This window comes from Paracoccaceae bacterium Fryx2, assembly GCA_032334235.1.
Lineage (GTDB): Bacteria > Pseudomonadota > Alphaproteobacteria > Rhodobacterales > Rhodobacteraceae > JAVSGI01.
On record JAVSGI010000005.1, the window covers coordinates 2962576 to 2983425 of the forward strand.

The following is a 20850-nucleotide window of genomic DNA, read 5'->3' on the forward strand; positions in this document are numbered from 1 at the left end:
ATTTGTTTTTGGTTTTCTTGGCGCTGGCAGGCCGCAGGCCAAAGCGCATCCCGCAGGTTAACCTTCGAATGACATGCGATGTCAAGGATCGCCTCTCTTCCGGCAGCATGGGGCAGCGGCAGGTTGCGGATGCGCCGGCCGGTCGGCGCGCTTGTGGCATTGGCCCGCGCCGGGGCGGCGGGCGCGGTGCCGGGATCGCCAATCCCCCCGGTCCCCCTGCCGTTCTCCGCAAAGGGCGGTGATCGGCAGGGATTGACCCGACCGCAGCGGGTCGGCGCCTTGAAAGGTGACCGGCCGGGCGTGGCCGCCGGCAAAGGCGGCCTCGCCCGCGATGACCGCCGACCGGCCAGGGGTCATCGCCCCCGCTCCGGCACCATGATGATGCCGGGGCCGGGTTCATGCCTGCCCCCGTCGCACTCTGCCATCAGAACAGGCGCAGCAGCGCCCGCGACAGCTCCGTGTCGGCATCGCAGAGATCGAGGATCACATCGAAATGGTTGCGCCCCGGCACCGTCAGCAGCGGCGCACCCAGCACCTGCGCACAGGCGCGCGACTGGCGGTGAAAGCCGGGGGTTTCACGCTCTGCCATCACGATGTGCGCCGGCGGGGCACCGGTCGGCTGGCGCAGCAGGCCGAGGGTCGCCACCTCCTCCGCCGTCAGGGCCATCCAGTCCTGCACATGGCTGGCGGCGATCGGCGCAAGCTCGAACAGCCCGCTGACCGGCATAGCGCCGCGCAGCGGTTGCGCGGGCAGGCCCAGCGCGCCCTGCCAGCCGGTCATCATCAGCGTGCCCGCCAGGTGCCCGCCCGCCGAAGACCCCGCGACCACGATCCGCTCACGGTCGAGGCCCAGCGCATCGGCGTCGTGCCACAGATGGGCCAGCGCGGCGCGCATCTGCCGGGTGATCTCGGTCAGCCCGGCCTTGGGAGCCAGCGTGTGGTCGGGCACGGCGGTGGCAATGCCGCGCGCCGCCAGCATCGGCGCCATGAAGGCGGAATGACCCTTAGACAGCGCCCGCCAGTAGCCGCCGTGCAGGAACAGCAGCACCGGGCGGCGTTCGCCCGGCACCGTGCCGAACAGGTCCAGCCGCTCGCCAGAGCGGTCGTCATAAATCAGATCCAGCCGCGCCCCCGGCATCAGGCGCGCCGGGGCAGACTGCGCGGCATAGTCCGCGATGATCCGGGCGAACTCCGGCTGCGAAACGCAATCCCTCGGGGTATAATCAGCATCCAGCCGGGCGCGGGGCCACAGGGCTTCGGCCTGCATCACAGCACCAGCGGCCCGGCGCGGTTCTCGATCATCCGCACCAGCGACAGCGCCGTCATTTCCGACGACTTCGGGTTGCCCTGCAATGCGCGGTTTTCCAGCACGATCTCCATCCGGCCGAAATCGCCGCTGGCCGTGATGCGGTGGCTGTTGCGCGTCGCCGCCGGGTCGGCCACCAGCGCCACGGTCGTGCGCTCCAGCCCCACCCCGGCCAGCGCCGAGATCACCGCGACATTGGCATTCTGCGGATAGGAGTCGGCCGCATCCCGCGCCGGGCCCTCGAAGAAGGTGAAGGGCGCTGTCAGCCCCGCCAGATCGCACAGGCTTTCGGCCCTGGTCCCCAGCCATGCCAGCGGCGGCTTCACCACCTCGTGCCGTACCGACGCCAAAGGCAGCCGCGCCGCCGCCGCCAGCGCGTCGATCCCGCCCAGCGCGCCGGGCGGGATGATCAGTTGCGCGCCGGTGCCCTTCGCCAGCGCCACCAGTTCGTCCAGCAGCCGGTCCTCGACAAGGGCCGAGGTTGACGACACCGCGAAGTCCGTGCCCGCGCCCAGCACCGCCCGGCCCCATATCCCCACCGATCCGCGCTCCGCGGCCTCCACCACCAGATCCAGCGCCCCGAGGTCGAAGTCGCCGGGGCCCCCGATCAGCGGCGTGTCGGCCGGCACCCCCAGACGGGGGCGCGCCGCATCGCGCACCGCCACCATCGCCAGTGTCACCGGCGCGCGCCGTTCCACCAGCAGCCCCGCCACCCGCGCGCCGATCGCGCCCCAGCCCACCAGCCCCAGCCTAAAGCCCGACATAGCCCTGCACCTTCGCCGCGTCGCGGTCCATGTCTGCCCCGGTGCCGACCCAGACGGTCCGGCCCTTCTCCACGATGTAATGCCGGTCGGCCAGCCGCTTCAGCACCGACAGGTTCTTGTCGATCAAGAGGATCGACTGCCCCGCCTCCTTCAGATGCGCGATGCAGTGCCAGATTTCGGTGCGGATCACCGGGGCCAGCCCCTCGGTCGCCTCGTCAAGGATCAGAAGGCGCGGGTTGGTCATCAGCGCCCGCCCCACCGCCAGCATCTGCTGCTCGCCGCCCGACAGGGTGCCCGCCACCTGCCCGGCCCGTTCGCGCAAGCGGGGGAACAGGGCATAGACACGGTCCAGTGTCCACGGCTGGGGCCGGTTCAGGCGGTTCGCGGCGGTGGCGATCAGGTTTTCGCGCACGCTCAGGGTGCGGAAGATCTGCCGCCCCTCGGGCACCAGCCCGACACCCAGCCGCGCGATGCGTTCGGGTGCCATGCCGGTGATCGGCGTGCCGTCGAACTGCACCGCGCCACCGCGTGCGCCCAGCAGCCCCATGATGCAGCGCACAGTGGTGGTCTTGCCCATGCCGTTGCGGCCCATCAGCGTCACCACCTCGCCGTCGCGCACCTCCAGCGCCACGTCGAACAGCACCTGGCTGGCCCCGTAGGCGGCCTTCAACCCCTGCACGCTCAGCACAACTCGTCCTCCGCGCCCAGATAGGCTTCGCGCACCGCCGGGTTGTCGCGAATTTCCGCCACCGTGCCCTGCGCGATGATGCGCCCGTAGACCAGCACCGAAATCCGGTCGGCCAGCGCGAACACCGCCCCCATGTCGTGCTCCACCAGCAGAATCGCCGTGCTTTCGCGGGTCTGGCGCAGCATCCCGATCATCGCCTGGCTTTCAAGATGCCCCAGCCCCGCCATCGGTTCATCGAGAAGCAGCAGGCGCGGCTGCATCGCCAGCGCCACGATCAGCTCAAGCTGCTTCTTCTCGCCGTGGCTCAGGTCGGCGACGCGGACGGCGGCGCGGGGGCCGAGCGGGCAGGCGGCAAGGCAGACATCGGCCGCGTCCCACACCGCGCTGCGGTGGCGCAGGCTGTCCCAGATGCGGAAGTTGCCGCCTTCGCGTGCCTGCACCGCCATGCCGACATTCTCGCGCACCGTCATGTCATCCAGCAGCGAGGTGATCTGGAACGTCCGCCCCAGCCCGATGTCCACCCGCGCCGAGACCGGCAGGTGCGTGACATCGCGCCCCGCCAGGTGGATCACTCCCGCATCCGGCGCCAACTCGCCGCTCAACTGGTTGATCAGGGTCGATTTCCCCGCCCCGTTCGGCCCGATCAGCGCGTGAATCTCGCCGGGAAAGACGTCGAGCGTGACGTGATCGGTGGCCAGCAGCCCGCCGAACCGTTTCACCAGCCCCTCGATCTTCAGGATCGCCGTCATCCGCGCCCCCCGATCCGCGCCAGCAGCGCCGCAATCCCGCCGCGCGTGCCCAGCACCACCACCAGCAAGATCAGCCCCAGCGCCAGCGGCCAGTGTTCCGTCCAGGAGGAAAGGAACGTCTCCAGCATCAGGAACACGGCGGCACCCAGGAACGGCCCGAACAGCGTGCCCACGCCGCCGAGGATCACCATGATCATCAGCTCGCCCGATTTGGTCCAGTGCATCATGTCGGGGCTGGCAAAGCGCAGGAAGTTTGCCATCAGCGCCCCGGCGAGCCCCGCCCCGGCGCCCGACAGCGCGAAGGCATAGAGGCGGTAGCGGTATGCGGGCACCCCCAGCGCGGCCATCCGCCGCTCGTTCTGCCGCAGCCCGGCGATGATGCCGCCGAAGCTCGACCCGATCAGCCGCTTCAGCCCCCAGAAAAATCCGGCGGTGATTGCCAGCACCACCCAGTAGAACGTCGCCTTGTCTCGCATGTTCAGGAAGGGCAGCTCGTTGGTGCGGCGGATGATGATGCCATCCTCGCCGCCATAGGTCTTCAGCGAGACGAACAGGAAGAACAGCATCTGCGCGAAGGCCAGCGTGATCATGATGAACTGCACGCCCCCGGTGCGCAGCGACAGCGCCCCGATCAGCCCGGCGAACACCCCTGCCACCAGCACCGCCAGCGGCAGCGTCACCAGCATCTGGTTGCTGCCGGGAATGACCCCGAACAGCAGGGTTTCCGCGTCGTGATGGTGGAACAGGATGCCCACGACATAGCCGCCGATCCCGAAAAACGCGGCATGGCCGAAGCTGACCATCCCGCCATAGCCCAGGATGAAGTTCAGGCTCGCCGCCGCCATGCCGTAGATCAGGATCCGCGTCGCCAGCGACAGCCACGCCGCCTGCCCCAGCAGGTCGGTCACGAAAGGCAGCGCGATCAACGCCGCCAGCAGCAGCCAGGGGGCAAGGCGCATCACGACCCCGCCGCAAACAGGCCCTTGGGCCGGACCAGCAGCACCAGCGCCATCAAGAGATAGATCCCCATCGACGATATGCCGATGCCCAGCGCATCGGCCTCGGGCCCCGGCATCACCCCGCGCAGCAGCCCGGGCAGGAAGGCACGCAGGCAGGTGTCTATCACCCCCAGCGCGATCCCCGCGACGAAGGCCCCCTTGATCGAGCCGACCCCGCCGATCACCACGACAACGAAGGTCGCCAGCAATATCTGTTCGCCCATCCCGACCTGCACCGCCAGGATCGGCCCGGCCATGTAGCCCGCAAGCCCCGCCAGCAGCGCCCCAAGCCCGAACACCACGGTGTAGAGCATCCGGATGTCGACCCCCAGCGCCCGCACCATCTCGCGGTTGGTGGACCCCGCACGCACCAGCATCCCGATCCGGGTGCGGTTGATCAGCAGGTAAAGCCCCAGCGCCACCAAGAGGCCGGTGAAGATGATCAGCAGCCGGTAGGTCGGGTAGGGCAGGCCGGGCAGCAGCTCGACCGACCCGGCAAAGGCTTCGGGCAGGGCGGTGAACACCGGCTGGCGGCCAAAGCCCAGCACGATCAACTGGTTGAACATCAAAATCAGCGCAAAGGTCGCCAGCACCTGATCCAGATGGTCGCGGGCGTAAAGCCTGCGCACCACCAGCGCCTCGATTGCAAGGCCGGTCAGCCCCGCCGCCGCCAGCGCCGCAGGCAGGCCCAGCCAGAAGCTGCCGGTCTGGGTGGCGACCCAGGTGCCCGCATAGGCCCCCACCATGTAAAGCGAGCCATGCGCGAGGTTGATCACCCCCATGATCCCGAAGATCAGGGTCAGCCCCGCCGCCAGCAGGAACAGCATGACCCCGTATTGCAGGCCATTCAGCAGTTGTTCAAGAACCAGGATCATCCGCCCGCCCGATCATCCAAGCCGGAAATGGTTGGGCCGGGGTCGCCCCCGGCCCGGCGCAGCGTCACATCTTGCAGTCGGCGGCATAGGCGTCGCCGTAATCCTCCAGCAGCTTTTCCTTGGTGACCGCCATGGGCTTGCCGTCCGGCCCCGCCACGATGTCCAGGAGATACCAGTCATGCACCGGATGCTGGTTCGGCCCGAACGCGAAGTCGCCGCGCACCGAGGCGAAATCGGCCGCCCGCACCGCCTCGCGGAAGGCGTCGATGTCGTCCAGACCGCCGGTCTTGGCCAGCGCCGAGGAAATCAGGCGCGCGGTGTCATAGCCCTGGCTGCCGTAATAGGTGATCGGGCGCGCGTATTTCGCATCCCAGGCCGCGACGAACTCCTTGTTCGCCTCATTGTCGAAATCGCGGTTCCAGTGCGCGGTGGCATGGATGCCGATTGCACCCTCGCCCACGGCAGCCAGCACCACGGCATCGGTGGAAGGCTCCGACAGCACCATCGGAATCGCGCCCGACAGCCCGGCCTGCGCGTATTGCTTCAGGAAGGCGATGCCCAGCCCGCCGGGGTGGAACTGGAACACCACATCGGGCGCCGCCGCGCGTATCTGCGCCATTTCGCTGGCGAAATCGGTCTGGTCAAGCTGGGTGTAAAGCTCGCCCGCGATCTCGCCGCCGAACATGCGCTTGAAGCCGTTGATGGCGTCTTTCCCGGCCTGATAGTTGGGGGCCAGCACGAAAGCCTTCTTGAAGCCAAGCTGCTTGGCCGCCGCCCCCGCCGCCTCGTGCAGCGCGTCGTTCTGCCAGCTTACGACGAAATAGTTCTGGTTGCACTCGGCCCCGGCGAGGTTCGACGGCCCGGCGTTCGGGCTGATGTAGATCGCGCCGTTCTCGACAATCTCGGGCACCGTGGCACCGGCGACGTTGGAAAACACGATGCCGGTCAGCAGCTTGATGCCTTCGTCGTTCATGAACTTTTCGGCGATCTGCAGGCCGTTGCCGGGCTTCAGCCCGTCATCCTCGACCACCAGTTCGACCGGCACGCCGCCCAGCTTGCCGCCCTCCATCTCGATGGCCAGCAGCATCCCGTCGCGGATGTCGGCGCCCAGATAGCCCGCAGGCCCGGAAAGCGTGGTGATCATCCCGATCTTCAGCGCGTCCTGCGCCAGGGCCGGGGCCGTCATCAGCGCGGCAAGGCTTGCCGCCGAAAGAAGCCGTTTCATCATGTGCAGTCTCCCAGTTGAGGTTGTAGCCATTCGGCCTTGTGTTGAGCCTGCCCGTTCGGGCAAAGCACTTCAAGTCTGAAATATCTACAGCGCCACCCAACCGGCGGGCGGCACCTTGCCGGGGTGCAGGGTGCCGCACTTCGGGCAGGTGCGCGCCGCAGAGTCGGCGTAGAACGCGGCATAGATCGGCGGCAGGTCATCGACGATGCTTTCCAGATCGACCTCGGCGCGGTGGACCAGCGCGTGACAGTCGAAGCAATACCACTCCACCGCATCCAGCGCCCCCTCGGGTCGCGCCGGTTCGATCACCAGCCCGACCGAGCCTTCCTGCGGGCGCTGCGGCGAATGGCGCATGTGGGCGGGCAGCAGGAAGATGTCGCCCTCGCGGATCGGCACGTCGTAGAATTCGCCCGACACCGTGTCGTGCAGCTTCAGCAGCATGTCGCCCTTCAGTTGATAGAAGAACTCCTCCACCGGGTCGTCATGGTAGTCGGTGCGCTGGTTCGGGCCGCCGACCACCGTCACCATCAGGTCGGCATCCTTGAACACCATCTGGTTGCCGACTGGCGGTTTCAGCAGGTGCTTGTGCTCGTCGATCCATTTCTGGAAGTTGAAGGCGGCAAGGCGGGTCATCGGCGTCTCCGTTTTCAGGGTATCATGCGGTGATCAGCCCGCAGGCGTCAAACGCCGCGCGGGTCCGGACTTGTTCATCCCCGGTCAGTTCCAGCAAAGGCGGGCGCACCCGGCCGCCGGTCTGGCCCAGCAGCGTCTGCCAGTATTTCTGGTGGCTGTGCGGCTTTTCGGCGGGCCGGGTCGATTTCAGCGCATGGCGCACCGGGTCGAGGCTGTCGCGCAGCACCCGCGCCTCGGCACCCCGCCCGGCAAAGGCCAGATCGGTATAGTCGCGCATCCGCCGATCCTTCGCGGTCTGAATCAGGTAGGGCGGCGAGGAACACAGGTAAAGCCGCCAGTCCAGTTCCAGGATATTGTCCAGCCATTCCTCCTCCGACGCGGTGGAGACGATGATCCGGTCACCCGCCAGCCGGGTCAGTTCGGCATACATCGGGCGCGGCACCGAATACTTGATCGCCACCACCGTCTGAATATCGGCCAGCCGGTTGCAGAGCGCGGGCGACATCAGATAGCCCGAGTCCGGGTGCGACCACAGCGCGATGCCGATATCGACCTTCGCCGCGATGGTCTCATAGTAGCGCAGCAGGGTTTCATCCTGCTCCCTGAAAAAATGCAGCATCGGCGCATGGACCACGATGTAATCCGCGCCGCAGGCCTGCGCATGGCGGGCAAGGTCGATTACCACATCCATGTTCTGGTCGCTGCACGACATGATCGTTTGCGCCCGCCCGTCGGCCGCCGCCACCGCCAGATCGAAGGCCCGCTTGCGTTCCGCGACCGACATCGAGAAGAACTCGCCCTGCTTGCCCGCGATGAAGAAGCCGTCGATCCCCAGATCGGTGATCCAGTGGTCCATGTTGGCGCGAAAGCCCTCCTCGTCGATGGCCAGATCGTCGCGGAACGGCATCAGGGCGGCGGCCCAGATGCCGCGCATGTGGGCAAAGGCGTGGGTCTTGGCGTCGGCGCGGGTGTATTTCATAGCGGTCGTCCTGTCATTGCGCGCCACACCTTTTCCGGCGTCAGCGGCAGCGAAAGATCGGGGGCACCGTAAGGCAACAGCGCATCCTGCACCGCGTTCAAGATCGCGGCAGGCACGCCGATGCAGCCGGCCTCGCCCACGCCCTTCACCCCAAGGTCGTTGACGGGGCTAAGGTTCGGCTGGCTGAATATCCGCACCGGTGGCATGTCGGTGGCGCGGGGCAGGGCGTAATCCATCAGGCTGCCGGTCAGCAACTGCCCGTCCTGATAGACGATGCGTTCCATCAGCGCCGCCCCCAGCCCCTGCGCCAGACCGCCCACCAACTGCCCCTGCACCAGCAGCGGGTTGATCACCCGCCCGGCATCGTCAACCCAGGTGATGCGCTCCACCGTCACCACCCCGGTGTCGGCATCCACCGCCACCTCGGCCAGCACGGCGCCCGAGGCCCAGGCCTCGCCCGCCGCCTCGTGCCGGACCTGCGCGCTTGCCACCACCTCGTCCGGCGCCCCGTTCCGGCCGCGCCAGTCGGGCACCCCTGCAAGCTCATCCAGCAGCGCGGCACAGGCCCGCCACATCGCCGTGCCGCCAATCGCGGTGGACCGGCTGGCCAGCGCGCCGATGCCCTCGGGCACCTCGGCGGTATCGCCGGCCCGCACCTCGACCGCCCCCGGCTCCACCCCCAGCGCCTCGGCCACGATCTGGGCGAAGGCCGTTTCGCGCCCCTAGCCCTGCGCCGACGACCCGGTCAGCGCCACCAGCCGCCCGTCGCCCATCAGCCGGATCTCGGCCGTCTCCCAGCCCTGCCCGCAAGGCTCGACGTAAAGCGCAAGGCCCAGCCCGCAGACCTCGCCCGCCGCCCGCCGCGCCACTTGCGCCGCCCGCAATCCGGCATAGCCCGACTCCCGTTCCAGCTGGTCCAGCAGCCCGGCGAAATTGCCCGAACACAGCCGGTCACCCGAGGGCAACACTTGCGGCGCCAGTGCCAGATTGCGCCGCCGCAACTCCAGCGGGTCAAGCCCCAGTGCCTGCGCGCCGCGGTCCATCAGCCGCTCCATCAGCATCGCCGCCTCGGGCCGCCCGGCGCCGCGATAGATGTTCACCGCCGCGCCATTGGTCAGGGATGCCCCGGCCACAACCTCCACCGCCGCCACGTTGTAGGGCCCCGGCAGGATGCGCCCGCCATTGCGCAGCGGTGCCAGCGCCGAATAGGGCATCCAGTGCCCCAACGGAAACTCCAGCTCGGCCCGCAGCCCCCGCACCCTGCCATCCGCGTCCAGCCACAGGGTGCCGGAACTCGCCGCCCCCCGCCCCTGCGTCGCCGCCTGAAACTCGTCCGACCGCGTGGCGCACCAATGCACCGCTTGCCCCAGCCGCAGTGCGGCCAGCGCCACAAGCGCATCCTCGGGCATCAGCGACGCCTTGCCGCCAAAGGCCCCGCCGACATCGGGCGCAATCACCCGCAGCCGGCCCCGGCCAATCCCCAGAATGGCGCACAGATCATCGCGCCCGCGCTGCGGCGTCTGCGTCGAAAGCCAGACACACAGCCCCCCCTCTTCCGGCACCGCCAGCGCCGCGCGAGGCTCCAGCGCAAGGGGCGCCACCAGCGCATGATCGACGCGCGCCATCACCGGCACCCCCCGGGGCTCGAACGGTGCCCCCCAGACATGCCGCAGCAGCGGCACCGGCCCGGCCTCGTCCTCGGCCACATCCAGCACGATCAGATCCACCGCATCGCGCGCCACCTCCCGGCTGGTCGCCACCACGGCGGCCACCGCCTGCCCCACGGCCTGCACCCGCCCCACAGCCAGCAGCGGCAGCGGCACCGCCGCAACCCCCGGCAGCAGGGCATTCACCGCCGCCGACCCCAGCCCCGCCAGATCGGCCGCGGTGAACACCGCCACCACCCCCGGCAAGGCCCGCGCCCCGGTCACGTCCAGCCCGTCGATCCTGCCCGAGCCATGCGGGCTGCGCAGCACCTCCAGCACCAGCGCGCCCCCGGGCGTCAGGTCATCGACAAACCGCCCGCGCCCGGTCAGCAGCCGCACATCCTCGCGCCGCGCCATCGCACGCCCGATCCACGCCCCACCCGGCTTCGCCCCATCCATTCCGCACCCCCGTGTTCCGCCCAGCAAAGCACCGCAACACCTATACGGCAATCCGGCGATGCGTTATCAATTCATAAGCCAAAGGACATGAATGATGCGCCCCAGCCTGCGCCAGATCGAGGCGTTCCTTGCCGTGGCCGACCACGGCACCTTCTCGCGCGCCGCCGAACGGTTGGGCACCACCCAGCCCGCCATCAGCCAGTCGGTGCGCGAGCTTGAGGCAACGCTGACCCTGCGCCTGTTCGACCGCACCACCCGCCGCGTGGTGCTGACCGAGGCCGGGCAGGCGTTCCGCGAGCAGGCGTTGAAGGGGCTGGCCGAACTTGACCGGGCGGTGGCGCAGGCCCGCGACCATGCCGGGCTGCGGCAGGGCCATGTCCGGCTCGCCGCGCCGCCCCTGCTGGCGGCGACAGTGCTGCCCGGCATCCTCGCCACTTTCCGTACGGCACACCCTGGCCTGACGCTGGCTTTGGCCGATCTTGGCACCGAACAGATCATCGTGCAGGTCCCAAGCGGACATGCCGACCTCGGGCTGGGCACCTTTCCGCCCGGCGACACCGACCTGGCCCGCCACCCGATCCTGCATGACGAGATGATGGTCTTCGCCCCGCCGGCCGCCGACCTGCCCGCCGCCCCCTGCTGGGCAGATCTGGCGGGGCACCCGGTCATCGCGCTGGCCCCCTCCAGCGGGCTGCGCCTGCTGACCGACCTCGGCTTCGCCGCCGTCGGCCTGACCCTGCGCCCGGCGTTCGAGGTCCACGGCATCGCCACCGCGCTGGCCCTCGCCGGAGCCGGTCTCGGCCTTGCCATCCTGCCCGGCTACGCCCGCGCCGCCCTGTCCGGCCCCGCCCCGACGCTGCACGCCCGCCCGCTGACGCGGCCCACCATCGGCCGCGAGGTCGCCCTGATCCACGCGCAGGACCGCAGCCTATCCCCCGCCGCCACTACCTTCGCCGACCACCTGACCCGCGCCCTGCGCAAAAGCGTGCCCTGACTCTTCTCCGTACTTGGTCTTCCCAAATTCACATTGGCACAAATATCCCGGGGGTCCGGGGGCTGGCCCCCGGTCGCTTCCGCCAGCGTCATCGCCGACAATCTGGCCCCGGCTGCCCCGGTCGGCGCCTAACCCTCCGATTGCAACCGGAACCGCTGGATCTTGCCGCTCTCCGTCTTCGGCAGCGCGTCCAAAAACACCACCCGGCGCGGATACTTGAACGGCGCGATCACCGCCTTCACATGGTCCTGCAGCACCTTGGCCGTCGCCCCATCCGGCAGCACCCCCGCCGCCAGCACGACATGGGCCTCGACGATCTGGCCGCGCTCCTCGTCCGGCACGCCGATCACCGCGCATTCCACCACGTCGGGGTGCGACAGCAGGGCGGCCTCCACCTCGGGCCCCGCGATGTTGTAGCCCGCCGACAGGATGATCCCGTCGGTGCGCGCGGCGAAGTGGAAGTATCCTGCCTCGTCCTGCCAGAAGCTGTCGCCCGTCAGGTTCCAGCCGTCCTTCACGTAATCACGCTGCCGGTCCGGTGCGCTCAGGTAGCGGCAGCCCACTGGCCCGCGCACCGCCAGCCGTCCGATCTCGCCGCGCGGCACCTCGGCCCCGTCCGGCCCGATGACCTTCGCCTCGTAGCCGGTCAAGGGGCGCCCGGTGCAGGACGGATGGCTGTCGCCGAAGCGGTTGGTCAGGAAGATGTGCAGCATCTCGGTCGAGCCGATCCCGTCCAGCATCGGCTTGCCGGTCTTCGCGATCCACTCGTCATAAACCGGCCCCGGCAGCGTCTCGCCCGCCGAGACCGCGGCGCGCAGGCTCGACAGGTCGGCCCCGTCCTCCATCGCGCGCAGCATCGCCCGGTAGGCTGTCGGCGCGGTGAAACACACGGTTGCACGGTATTTCTGGATGATCTCGATCAGGTTCGGCGGCGAGGCATTCTCCAGCAGCGCCGCCGCCGCGCCGAACCGTAGCGGAAAAACCGCCAATCCCCCCAGCCCGAAGGTGAAGGCCAGCGGTGGCGAGCCGACAAACACATCCTGCGGCGTCACCGCCAGCACCTCGGCGGCATAGGCATCGGCGATGATCAGGATGTCGCGGTGGAAATGCATCGTCGCCTTCGGCTCGCCCGTGGTGCCCGAGGTGAAGCCCAAGAGCGCCACGTCATCCCGCCCGGTCAGCACCGCCTGATACCGCACCGGTTTCGACAGCGCCGCCCGGTCCAGTTCGGCGTCATGGTTGGCGGTGCCGTCAAAGCCGATCACGGTCGAGAGGAACCGGCTGCCCTTGGCGCAGACCGCCAGTTCATCCATCAGCCGCGTGTCGCAGAGCGCGTGGCTGATCTCGGCCTTGTCGACGATCCGGGCGAGCTCGCCCGCCCGCAGCATCGGCATGGTATTCACCACCACCGCCCCTGCCTTGGTCGCGGCCAGCCATGCCGCCACCATCGCCGGATTGTTGGCCGACCGGATCAGCACGCGGTTGCCGGGCTTGACCCCGAAATCCGCAACCAGCGCCTGCGCGATCCGGTTGGTCCAGTCGGTCAGTTCCTTGTAGGTCCGCTGCCGCCCGTTGCCGATCAGGGCCACATGGTCGCCAAAGCCGCGCTCCACCATCCGGTCGGTCAGCTCCACCGCCGCATTCAGATATTCGGGATACTGGAACCTGCCCAACCCGATCTCGGGCCACAGCTCGGCGGGCGGCAGGTTTTCACGCGTGAAAGCATCAGAATGTCCTGTCGGACCAAGGGCTTGACTGCTCATGTCAACCCTCTGTCAACCATTTCGTCGGCCAGAGGCACCACCGCCGTCGCCTCGATCTCGACCTTTGCGCGGTCCTCGACCAGCGCCACCACCTGCACCAGCGCCATGGCCGGGTAATTCCGCCCGAGGATCTCGCGATACACCCGCCCCAGATCGCGCAGGCTGCCGAGGTATTCGGCCTTGTCGGTGACATACCAGGTCAGCCGCACCAGATGCTCGGGCCGCGCCCCCGCACAATCCAGCACCGCCACGATGTTGCGGAGGGTCTGCGCCACCTGACCCACGAAATCGTCGGTCTCGAACACCTGGTCGGCATTCCAGCCGATCAGCCCGCCGCAGAACACCATCCGCCCCGAGGCGGCCACGCCGTTGGAATAGCCCAGCGCGGGCTTCCACGCCCTGGGATGCAGAAACTCATGGGTCATGCGGCGGCTCCTTGGTGAAAGGCGGTCATGGCGGCGCGGATCTCCTCTGGCCAGGGCGCGGCGCGACCCTCGGGCGTCACCCAGACCAGCGTCAGGTCGGCGGTCAGGCGCAGTTCCTCCCCCGCCCGCGCGGTGACCAGAAACCGCACCGACGATCCACCGATCCGCAGGATCTCCAGCGTGAAGCCCACCCTGTCGCCCAGCCGCGACGGCGCGCGGAAGTCGGTCACGATCCGCACCGTCGGCACGCCGCATTTCTCGACCACCGAGATGCGGGCGAAGGGATAGCCCAGCACCTCGGCAAAGAAGTTCTCGACCACCGAGTTGGTCATCTCGAAATAGCGCGGATAGAACACGATCCCCGCCGGGTCGCAGTGGTTGAACTCGACCGGGATGATGCGGGTATAGCTCATGGCGCGGCCTCCACCTTGGCCTCGGCCAGCACGGCGCGGGCGATCACCACGCGCTGCACGTCGCTGGCCCCTTCATAGATGCGCAGCGCCCGGATCTCGCGGTAGAGGCCTTCCACCGCGAACCCGGTCCGCACCCCGTCGCCGCCATGCAGTTGCAGCGCGGCGTCGATCACCCGCTGCGCCGCCTCGGTGGCGTAAAGCTTGGCCATCGCCGCCTCGCGGCTGACCCGGGCGGCGCCCCTGTCCTTGGTCCAGGCGGCGCGATAGACCAGCAGGGCCGCCGCATCGACCTCCAGCGCCATGTCGGCAATATGGCACTGCACCATCTGCAAATCCGCCAGCGGCGCGCCGCCGATGCGCCGGGCCTGCACCCGCGCCAGCGCCTCGTCCAGCGCGCGGCGGGCAAAGCCCAATGCTGCCGCCCCCACCGTGGCGCGGAACACGTCGAGCACCGACATCGCCACCTTGAACCCGTCGCCCGCCCCGCCGATCCGCGCCGCCTCGGGCAGCGCCACATCGTCAAGCCGCAGATGCGCCAGCGGATGCGGCGCCATCACCGCGATCCGCTCCACCACCGAGAGCCCCGCCACATCGGCGGGCATCAGGAAGGCCGACAACCCGCGCGCCCCCGGCGCCTCGCCGGTCCGGGCAAAGATCACATAGACATCCGCAATGCCGCCGTTCGAGATATAGGTCTTCTCGCCGTTCAGCACATAGCCGCCCGCCACCCGTGCGGCAGTCGTGGCGGTTGCCGCCACATCCGACCCGGCGCCCGGCTCGGTCAGCGCAAAGGCGGCAATCGCCGCCCCGGCCCGGGTCTTCTCCAGCCACAGCCGCTGCTCGGGTGACCCGAACAGCGACACCGCGCCCATCCCCAGCCCCTGCATGGCAAAGGCGAAGTCGGCCAGCCCGTCATGGCGCGCCAGCGTCTCGCGGATCAGGCACAGGCTGCGCACGTCCAGCACCTCGCCCGCCCCGGCGGCGCTGTGCTGCAGCCAGCCACCTTCCCCCAGCAGCCGCACCAGCCCTTTGCAGGCCGCATCGACATCGCCATGATCCACCGGCAGGTGTGCCGCGCACCACGTCTCCAGCGCCCCGGCCAGCGCGCGATGCCGGTCCTCGAAGAACGGCCATTCCAGAAACGAACGATCTGCCATCTTCACTTTCTTCTGTTCAAAAATATCCTCGGGGGGTCCGGGGGGCAGACAGCCCCCCGGTCTTTTGTCGAAGCCGGGGCGCAGACAGCCCCCCGGTCCTGTCAGTTGCCGCCGAACACCGGCCGTTCCTTCGCGACAAAGGCATGGTAGGCCCGCGCGAAATCCTGGGTCTGCATGCAGATCGCCTGGGCCTGGGCCTCGGCCTCGATCGCCTGATCCAGCCCCATGTTCCATTCCTGGTTCAGTTGCGTCTTGGTGATGCCATGCGCGAAGGTCGGCCCGTCGGCGATGCGCCGGGCCAGCGCCAGCGCCTCGGCCTCCAGCGTGTCGGCGGCGTGCAGGCTGTTCCAGAAGCCCCAGCGCTCGCCCTCGGCGGCCGTCATGCTGCGCCCGGTATAGAGCAGGTCCGCGGCGCGGCCCTGACCGACGATGCGGGGCAGCATGGCGCAGGCCCCCATGTCGCAACCCGCCAGCCCGACGCGGGTGAACAGGAAGGCAGTCTTGGCCTCCGGCGTTGCCAGCCGCAGGTCGGATGCCATGGCAAGGATCGCCCCGGCCCCGACGCAGACCCCATCGACCGCCGCGATCACCGGCTTGTGGCAGCCGATCATCGCGCGGACCAGATCGCCGGTCATCCGGGTGAAGGCCAGCAGGCCCTTCATGTCCAGCCCCACCAGCGGGCCGATGATGTCGTGCACATCGCCCCCCGAGCAGAAGTTGCCGCCGTTCGAGCCGAGGATCACCACGTCGACATCCTCGGCATAGGGCAGGGCGCGGAAGGTGTCGCGCAGTTCGGCGTAGCTGTCGAAGGTCAGCGGGTTCTTGCGGTCGGGGCGGGTCAGGCGGATGGTGGCGATGCGGTCCCGCACCGTCCACGAGAAATGCTCCGGCTGATGGCTGGCCATCTGGGTCATGCCCGGTCTTCCTTGATGCGTTTCAGGATGTCGGTCAGCGCGTCGAGATCGGCCTCGGTCAGCGCGCCGAACAGGGCGTTGACCTCGTGTTCATGCTCGGCGGCCAGGCCCTCGAACTGGCGCAGGCCCGCGTCGGTCAGGGCGACGTGGATGGTGCGGCGGTCGGTTTCCGACTGGGTGCGGCGGGCCAGACCGTCCTTTTCCAGCCGGTCGACCACGGCGGTGGCGTTGCCGTTCGACACCAGCAGCAGGCGCGAAAGCTCCGACATCGTCACGCCCTCGCGCCGCCGCCACAGGGCGGCCATCACGTCGAAGCGCGGCAGCGTGGTGGCGTGGTTGACGCGCAGGAACTCGCGCAGGTGGCTTTCGGCGGTGCGGGTCACGCCGAGGATGCGGATCCAGGTCTTGAGGCGGCGCTTGGACAGCGGGTCGGATGGTTTCGTCATATCTCGCCCCCCGAAACCGCCAGCGCGTGGCCGTTGACCATCGAAGCCGCCGACGAGGCGAGGTAAAGCACCGCGCCCGCCACTTCCTCGGGCGAGATCAGCCGGCCGCCGGGGTTGTCGCTGCAAAGCAGCGCATCGGCCGCGGCGCGGTCGATGCCGCGCCGCGCCATCAGGCCCTCGGCGGCACGGTCGGCCATCGGAGTGGCGACGAAGCCGGGGCAGACCGCGTTGCAGGTGATGCCCTTCTTCGCCACCTCCAGCGCGACCGAGCGCACGAGGCCCAGCACGCCGTGCTTGGCGGCGGTGTAGGCGGCGACGTTGGCGCCGCCCTTCAGGCTGGCGGTGGAGCCGATGGCGATCAGCCGCCCGCCCGGCCCCATGCCCGGCAGCGCCGCGCGGAAGGTCAGGAACACGCCGGTCAGCGTCACCGCCAGCGTCTGGCTCCACATCTCCAGCGTGGTGTCGCCCAGCCGCGCCGCCGTGCCCTCGCCGGCATTGGCCACCACCACGTCGAAGGGCGTGTCGAACAGCGCGGCCACCTGCGCCTCGTCGGTCACGTCGGCAAGGCGGCAGGCCATGTCGTGACCCACGGCGGTTTCCTGCAAGGGCTCGATGCGGCGGCCGGTGATGGTGACGTGATCCCCCGCTTGCGCGAAGGCGCGGGCGATGGCGCGGCCGATGCCAGACCCGCCGCCGGTGACCAGGGTGCGGCGCGCGGTCATGCCCGGATCGCCTCTGCCGATTTCTGGGCCAGCCGCGCGGCCTGATCGCGGCCCGGCAGGTAGGGCAGCGGCCAGCGGGTTGCGGTGTCGCCCAGCTGCATGGCGGCGTGCAGCGTCCAGTAGGGATCGGCCAGATGCGGGCGGGCGAGGCATACCAGATCGGCGCGCCCGGCCATCAGGATGGAATTGACGTGGTCGGCCTCGAAGATGTTGCCGACTGCCATGGTGGCGATGCCCGCCTCGTTGCGGATGCGGTCGCTGAACGGGGTCTGGAACATGCGGCCGTAAACCGGGCGGGCGTCGGTGCTGGTCTGGCCGGCCGACACGTCGATGATGTCGGCCCCGGCGGCGGCGAACATCGCCGCAATCGCGACCGCATCCGAGGGCGTCACGCCGTCGTCACCGATCCAGTCGGTGGCCGAGATCCGCACCGACATCGGCTTGGCGGCGGGCCAGGCGGCGCGCATCGCGGCGAAAACTTCCAGGGGGTAGCGCATCCGGTTTTCCAGACTGCCGCCATACGCATCTGTGCGGACGTTGGAGGCGGGCGAGATGAAGCTGCTGATCAGGTAGCCGTGCGCGGCGTGCAGTTCGACCATGTCGAAACCGGCGCGGTCGGCCATCTGCACGGCGCGGATGAAATCGTTTTTCACCGCATCCATGTCGGCGCGGTCCATCGCCTTCGGCACGGCATTGCCTGCCTGCCACGGCAGGGCCGAGGCCGAGATCAGCGGCCAGTTTTCGTCGGCCAGCGGCGCATCCATGGTTTCCCAGCCAAGCTGGGTCGAGCCCTTGCGGCCGGAATGGCCGATCTGGCAGCAGATCTTTGCCGCCGTTTCGGCATGGGTGAAGGCAACCAATCGGCGCCATGCGGCCTCGTGTTCCGGGGCGTAGAGCCCGGTGCAGCCGGGGGTGATGCGGCCCTGCGGCGAAACGCAGGTCATCTCGGTGAAGACGAGGCCCGCGCCGCCCTTGGCCCGTTCGGCGTAATGCACGAAATGCCAGTCGGTCGGGCAGCCATCGACCGCCTTGTATTGCGCCATGGGCGAGACGACGATGCGGTTTTCCAGCACCATGTCGCGCAGCCGGAACGGCGCGAACATCGGCGCGCGGCCCGCCTTGCCGCCCGCCTGTTCCTGAAACCAGTCCTCGGCGCTGCGCAGCCATGCCGGATCGCGCAGGCGCAGGTTTTCGTGGCTGATGCGCTGGCTGCGGGTCAGCAGGGAATAGGCGAACTGCTGCGGCGGCATGTCAAGGTAACGCTCGACCTGCTCGAACCATTCCAGACTGTTGCGCGCGGCCGATTGCAGGCGCAGCACCTCGACCCGGCGTTCCTCCTGATAGCGCAGGAAGGCGCCTTCCAGCGTCGGTTCGGAATGGAGGTAGTCGGCAAGGGCGATGGCACTGTCAAACGCAAGACGCGAGCCGGAGCCGATCGAGAAATGTGCTGTCGCCGCCGCGTCGCCCATCAGCACGACATTTTCGTGAAACCATTTTTCACAGATCACACGGGGGAACTGCATCCACACCGCAGAGCCGCGCAGGTGGGTGGCGTTCGACATCAGGTCGTGGCCGCCAAGGTGCGCCGCGAAGATGCGCTGGCAGGTGGCGACGGTGTCTTCCTTCGACATGTCGGCGAAACCCCAGCGGTCCCAGGTTTCGGGCAGGCATTCGACGATGAAGGTCGCGGTCGCGTCGTCGAACTGGTAGACATGCGCCCAGACCCAGCCGTGTTCGGTCTTCTCGAAGATGAAGGTGAAGGCGTCGTCGAACTTGGCGTGGGTGCCCAGCCAGACGAACTTGCACTGCCGCAGATCGACATCGGGCTTGAAGACCTCGGCGTATTCGCGGCGCACCAGGCTGTTGATGCCGTCGGTGGCTACGACAAGATCGTAGTCGTGACGGTATTCCTCGACGCTGCGGAATTCGGTCTCGAAGCGCAGATCGACGCCAAGCTCGCGGGCGCGGGCCTGCAAGAGGATCAGCATCGCCTTGCGGCCGATGCCCGCAAAGCCGTGCCCGCCCGAGACGGTCCGCACCCCGTCGTGGACCACGGCGATATCGTCCCAGTAGGCGAAGGCGTTGCGGATGGCCTCGGTGCTTTGCGGGTCGTTCTTCTGCATCCGGCCAAGGGCATCGTCGGACAGCACGACGCCCCAGCCGAAGGTGTCATTGGCGCGGTTGCGTTCGAGCACGGTGACCTGATGGGCGGGATCGCGCAGTTTCATCGAAATGGCGAAATACAGACCCGCGGGGCCACCACCGAGGCAAAGCACCTTCATCCTGCAACTCCTTCAAGCGCGTTCGGGTCAGAGTGCCACCGCGCCGCGAGTATTTCAAGCTTGAAGTTTCCAGCTTGAAATCGCGGGGCATCGCGGCGAGGATGCGGGGAAAGCGGAGGATGCGATGGCGGTGATCGGGGTTGTCGGGCTGGGGGTGATGGGGCTGGGCATCGCGCAGGTCTATGCGCAGGCCGGGCATCGGGTGCTGGCGACGGATGCCCATGCCCCGGCGCGCGAGGCGGCGCTGGAGCGGCTGGCTGCGGCGATGGCGCCCCGCGTTGCCGCCGGGCGGATGACGGAAGCCGCGATGCAGGCGGTGCTGGCGCGCGTGGAGCTGTGCGATCTGGCAGGGTTCGGCGCGGCGAATCTGGTGATCGAGGCGATTGCCGAACGGCTGGACGCCAAGCGCGCGCTGTTCGCGGCGCTGGAGCAGGTGACGGGCGCGGTGCTGGCCACCAACACGTCGGCCCTGTCGGTGGCGCGGGTTGCCGAAGGGCTGGCGCGGCCGGAGCGGGTGCTGGGGCTGCATTTCTTCAATCCGGCGCCGGCCATGAAGCTGGTGGAACTGGTGGCGGGGCCCGAGACTTCGGCGGCCGCGCTCGCGCTGGCGCGCGGGCTGACCGAAGGGACGGGCAAGGTGGTGGTGGCCTGCGCCGACACGCCGGGTTTCATCGTCAACCGCTGCGCGCGGCCGTTCTATGGCGAGGCGCTGGCGCTGCTGGAGGAAGGGCGGACGGCGGGAGAGGTGGATGCGGCGATGCTGGCGGCGGGCTACCGGCTGGGGCCGTTCGCGCTGATCGACCTGGTCGGGGCGGACATCAACCTGGCGGCGACGGAAGGGCTGGCGGCGGCGATGGGCGGGCACCCGCGCTACCATGTGTTCGACGCGCTGCGCGCGCAGGTGGCGGGCGGCGATCTGGGGCGCAAGACCGGGCGGGGGTTCGTGTATCCCGATGCCGTGGGCGCGGCGCCGACCGATGCCGCGGCGATTGCGCTGCGGATCGAGGCCGTGCTGGTGAACGAGGCGGCGTATCTGCTGGGCGAGGGCGGGGTGGATGCGGTGGGGATCGACACGGCGATGGTGCTGGGGCTGAACTTTCCGCGCGGGCCGTTCGCGGCGGGGCGGGTGCTGGGCTTCGGCGCGGTGCGGGCGGAACTGGAGCGGCTGGCGGAACGGGCGCCGGGGCATCTGGTGGGGCGATATGATGTGGCACCGTTGCTGGCGGTGATGGACTGACCGGGCTTTCGTCAGGCCAGGGTGCATTGCTGCACACGCCGTGAGTGGGGCAGACGGCGGAGCCTCCGGCGGGGATATTTTTGAACAGAAGAATTGGCGAGCCAGCGCTGCTGCTGGAAGGGGTGGGTGCGCTGCGGGGGCAGAGCCTTCGGCGAGGATATTTGTGCAAAGA

At 69.0% G+C, this 20850-nt stretch carries 21 protein-coding genes and 1 pseudogene; 2 read left to right on the forward strand and 20 right to left on the reverse strand.

Features of this window, described 5'->3' with window-relative positions:
* Window positions 1-424: 424 nt before the first annotated feature.
* From RNZ50_23470 to RNZ50_23525, 12 genes and pseudogenes are all read right to left on the reverse strand, one after another.
* Window positions 425-1267, reverse strand: coding sequence for an alpha/beta hydrolase (locus RNZ50_23470; GenBank protein ID MDT8857935.1), 843 nt, complete (start codon window positions 1265-1267; stop codon window positions 425-427).
* Window positions 1267-2070 (reverse strand): aspartate dehydrogenase, encoded by an 804-nt coding sequence (locus RNZ50_23475; GenBank protein MDT8857936.1) that lies wholly within the window; start codon window positions 2068-2070, stop codon window positions 1267-1269. The genes RNZ50_23470 and RNZ50_23475 overlap by 1 nt, the downstream gene beginning before the upstream one ends.
* The gene (locus RNZ50_23480) at window positions 2057-2758 is read right to left on the reverse strand and encodes an ABC transporter ATP-binding protein (protein ID MDT8857937.1); all 702 of its coding nucleotides are present in this window, start codon (window positions 2756-2758) and stop codon (window positions 2057-2059) included. Before RNZ50_23480 ends, RNZ50_23475 begins: the two co-directional genes overlap by 14 nt.
* Window positions 2752-3507 carry an ABC transporter ATP-binding protein gene (locus tag RNZ50_23485; protein ID MDT8857938.1) on the reverse strand — a complete coding sequence of 252 codons (756 nt, stop codon included), beginning with the start codon at window positions 3505-3507 and terminating at the stop codon, window positions 2752-2754. Before RNZ50_23485 ends, RNZ50_23480 begins: the two co-directional genes overlap by 7 nt.
* Window positions 3504-4466, reverse strand: coding sequence for a branched-chain amino acid ABC transporter permease (locus RNZ50_23490; GenBank protein ID MDT8857939.1), 963 nt, complete (start codon window positions 4464-4466; stop codon window positions 3504-3506). Before RNZ50_23490 ends, RNZ50_23485 begins: the two co-directional genes overlap by 4 nt.
* Window positions 4466-5380 (reverse strand): branched-chain amino acid ABC transporter permease, encoded by a 915-nt coding sequence (locus RNZ50_23495; GenBank protein MDT8857940.1) that lies wholly within the window; start codon window positions 5378-5380, stop codon window positions 4466-4468. The genes RNZ50_23490 and RNZ50_23495 overlap by 1 nt, the downstream gene beginning before the upstream one ends.
* Before the next feature lie 64 nt (window positions 5381-5444).
* The gene (locus tag RNZ50_23500) at window positions 5445-6608 is read right to left on the reverse strand and encodes an ABC transporter substrate-binding protein (GenBank protein MDT8857941.1); all 1164 of its coding nucleotides are present in this window, start codon (window positions 6606-6608) and stop codon (window positions 5445-5447) included.
* 84 nt (window positions 6609-6692) lie between these two features.
* The gene (locus RNZ50_23505; protein ID MDT8857942.1) at window positions 6693-7241 is read right to left on the reverse strand and encodes a 3-hydroxyanthranilate 3,4-dioxygenase; all 549 of its coding nucleotides are present in this window, start codon (window positions 7239-7241) and stop codon (window positions 6693-6695) included.
* A 22-nt stretch (window positions 7242-7263) separates the two neighbouring features.
* Window positions 7264-8220, reverse strand: a complete 957-nt coding sequence (locus tag RNZ50_23510; GenBank protein ID MDT8857943.1) for a dihydrodipicolinate synthase family protein — start codon at window positions 8218-8220, stop codon at window positions 7264-7266.
* On the reverse strand, window positions 8217-8753 hold the full coding sequence (locus RNZ50_23515; protein ID MDT8857944.1) for a molybdopterin cofactor-binding domain-containing protein: 537 nt from the start codon (window positions 8751-8753) through the stop codon (window positions 8217-8219). The genes RNZ50_23510 and RNZ50_23515 overlap by 4 nt, the downstream gene beginning before the upstream one ends.
* A 9-nt stretch (window positions 8754-8762) precedes the next feature.
* Window positions 8763-8930: pseudogene (locus RNZ50_23520) on the reverse strand (molybdopterin cofactor-binding domain-containing protein).
* A 12-nt stretch (window positions 8931-8942) separates the two neighbouring features.
* Complete coding sequence (locus RNZ50_23525; GenBank protein MDT8857945.1) at window positions 8943-10325, reverse strand: xanthine dehydrogenase family protein; 1383 nt, start codon at window positions 10323-10325, stop codon at window positions 8943-8945.
* Window positions 10326-10419: 94 nt separating this feature from the next.
* Here RNZ50_23525 and RNZ50_23530 point away from each other — a divergent pair, with 94 nt between their 5' ends.
* The gene (locus tag RNZ50_23530) at window positions 10420-11319 is read left to right on the forward strand and encodes a LysR family transcriptional regulator (GenBank protein MDT8857946.1); all 900 of its coding nucleotides are present in this window, start codon (window positions 10420-10422) and stop codon (window positions 11317-11319) included.
* A gap of 128 nt (window positions 11320-11447) precedes the next feature.
* On the opposite strand, the gene RNZ50_23535 is transcribed toward RNZ50_23530, so the two are convergent.
* From RNZ50_23535 to RNZ50_23570, 8 genes are all read right to left on the reverse strand, one after another.
* Complete coding sequence (locus tag RNZ50_23535; protein MDT8857947.1) at window positions 11448-13082, reverse strand: AMP-binding protein; 1635 nt, start codon at window positions 13080-13082, stop codon at window positions 11448-11450.
* Window positions 13079-13507 carry a RidA family protein gene (locus RNZ50_23540; GenBank protein MDT8857948.1) on the reverse strand — a complete coding sequence of 143 codons (429 nt, stop codon included), beginning with the start codon at window positions 13505-13507 and terminating at the stop codon, window positions 13079-13081. The genes RNZ50_23535 and RNZ50_23540 overlap by 4 nt, the downstream gene beginning before the upstream one ends.
* A complete protein-coding gene (locus RNZ50_23545) occupies window positions 13504-13920 on the reverse strand; it encodes a thioesterase family protein (GenBank protein MDT8857949.1) in 417 nt (138 codons plus the stop codon). Before RNZ50_23545 ends, RNZ50_23540 begins: the two co-directional genes overlap by 4 nt.
* Window positions 13917-15077, reverse strand: coding sequence for an acyl-CoA dehydrogenase family protein (locus tag RNZ50_23550; GenBank protein ID MDT8857950.1), 1161 nt, complete (start codon window positions 15075-15077; stop codon window positions 13917-13919). Before RNZ50_23550 ends, RNZ50_23545 begins: the two co-directional genes overlap by 4 nt.
* A gap of 101 nt (window positions 15078-15178) precedes the next feature.
* On the reverse strand, window positions 15179-15991 hold the full coding sequence (locus RNZ50_23555) for an enoyl-CoA hydratase family protein (protein ID MDT8857951.1): 813 nt from the start codon (window positions 15989-15991) through the stop codon (window positions 15179-15181).
* Window positions 15988-16437: a MarR family transcriptional regulator gene (locus tag RNZ50_23560; protein MDT8857952.1), complete on the reverse strand. Its 450-nt coding sequence runs from the start codon at window positions 16435-16437 to the stop codon at window positions 15988-15990. Before RNZ50_23560 ends, RNZ50_23555 begins: the two co-directional genes overlap by 4 nt.
* Window positions 16434-17159, reverse strand: coding sequence for an SDR family oxidoreductase (locus tag RNZ50_23565; GenBank protein ID MDT8857953.1), 726 nt, complete (start codon window positions 17157-17159; stop codon window positions 16434-16436). Before RNZ50_23565 ends, RNZ50_23560 begins: the two co-directional genes overlap by 4 nt.
* Complete coding sequence (locus RNZ50_23570; GenBank protein MDT8857954.1) at window positions 17156-19441, reverse strand: bifunctional salicylyl-CoA 5-hydroxylase/oxidoreductase; 2286 nt, start codon at window positions 19439-19441, stop codon at window positions 17156-17158. Before RNZ50_23570 ends, RNZ50_23565 begins: the two co-directional genes overlap by 4 nt.
* A gap of 124 nt (window positions 19442-19565) precedes the next feature.
* Here RNZ50_23570 and RNZ50_23575 point away from each other — a divergent pair, with 124 nt between their 5' ends.
* Entirely contained in the window at window positions 19566-20678 is a 1113-nt protein-coding gene (locus RNZ50_23575; protein MDT8857955.1) for a 3-hydroxyacyl-CoA dehydrogenase NAD-binding domain-containing protein, read from the forward strand.
* Window positions 20679-20850 lie beyond the last annotated feature (172 nt).

Coding starts and splice junctions, on each gene's coding strand:
- RNZ50_23470 (MDT8857935.1), bottom strand. CDS start 1,267: ATGCAGGCCGAAGCCCTGTGGCCCCGCGCCCGGCTGGATGCTGATTAT.
- RNZ50_23475 (MDT8857936.1), bottom strand. CDS start 2,070: ATGTCGGGCTTTAGGCTGGGGCTGGTGGGCTGGGGCGCGATCGGCGCG.
- RNZ50_23485 (MDT8857938.1), bottom strand. CDS start 3,507: ATGACGGCGATCCTGAAGATCGAGGGGCTGGTGAAACGGTTCGGCGGG.
- RNZ50_23490 (MDT8857939.1), bottom strand. CDS start 4,466: ATGCGCCTTGCCCCCTGGCTGCTGCTGGCGGCGTTGATCGCGCTGCCT.
- RNZ50_23495 (MDT8857940.1), bottom strand. CDS start 5,380: ATGATCCTGGTTCTTGAACAACTGCTGAATGGCCTGCAATACGGGGTC.
- RNZ50_23500 (MDT8857941.1), bottom strand. CDS start 6,608: ATGATGAAACGGCTTCTTTCGGCGGCAAGCCTTGCCGCGCTGATGACG.
- RNZ50_23505 (MDT8857942.1), bottom strand. CDS start 7,241: ATGACCCGCCTTGCCGCCTTCAACTTCCAGAAATGGATCGACGAGCAC.
- RNZ50_23510 (MDT8857943.1), bottom strand. CDS start 8,220: ATGAAATACACCCGCGCCGACGCCAAGACCCACGCCTTTGCCCACATG.
- RNZ50_23525 (MDT8857945.1), bottom strand. CDS start 10,325: ATGGATGGGGCGAAGCCGGGTGGGGCGTGGATCGGGCGTGCGATGGCG.
- RNZ50_23530 (MDT8857946.1), top strand. CDS start 10,420: ATGCGCCCCAGCCTGCGCCAGATCGAGGCGTTCCTTGCCGTGGCCGAC.
- RNZ50_23535 (MDT8857947.1), bottom strand. CDS start 13,082: ATGAGCAGTCAAGCCCTTGGTCCGACAGGACATTCTGATGCTTTCACG.
- RNZ50_23540 (MDT8857948.1), bottom strand. CDS start 13,507: ATGACCCATGAGTTTCTGCATCCCAGGGCGTGGAAGCCCGCGCTGGGC.
- RNZ50_23545 (MDT8857949.1), bottom strand. CDS start 13,920: ATGAGCTATACCCGCATCATCCCGGTCGAGTTCAACCACTGCGACCCG.
- RNZ50_23550 (MDT8857950.1), bottom strand. CDS start 15,077: ATGGCAGATCGTTCGTTTCTGGAATGGCCGTTCTTCGAGGACCGGCAT.
- RNZ50_23555 (MDT8857951.1), bottom strand. CDS start 15,991: ATGACCCAGATGGCCAGCCATCAGCCGGAGCATTTCTCGTGGACGGTG.
- RNZ50_23560 (MDT8857952.1), bottom strand. CDS start 16,437: ATGACGAAACCATCCGACCCGCTGTCCAAGCGCCGCCTCAAGACCTGG.
- RNZ50_23565 (MDT8857953.1), bottom strand. CDS start 17,159: ATGACCGCGCGCCGCACCCTGGTCACCGGCGGCGGGTCTGGCATCGGC.
- RNZ50_23570 (MDT8857954.1), bottom strand. CDS start 19,441: ATGAAGGTGCTTTGCCTCGGTGGTGGCCCCGCGGGTCTGTATTTCGCC.
- RNZ50_23575 (MDT8857955.1), top strand. CDS start 19,566: ATGGCGGTGATCGGGGTTGTCGGGCTGGGGGTGATGGGGCTGGGCATC.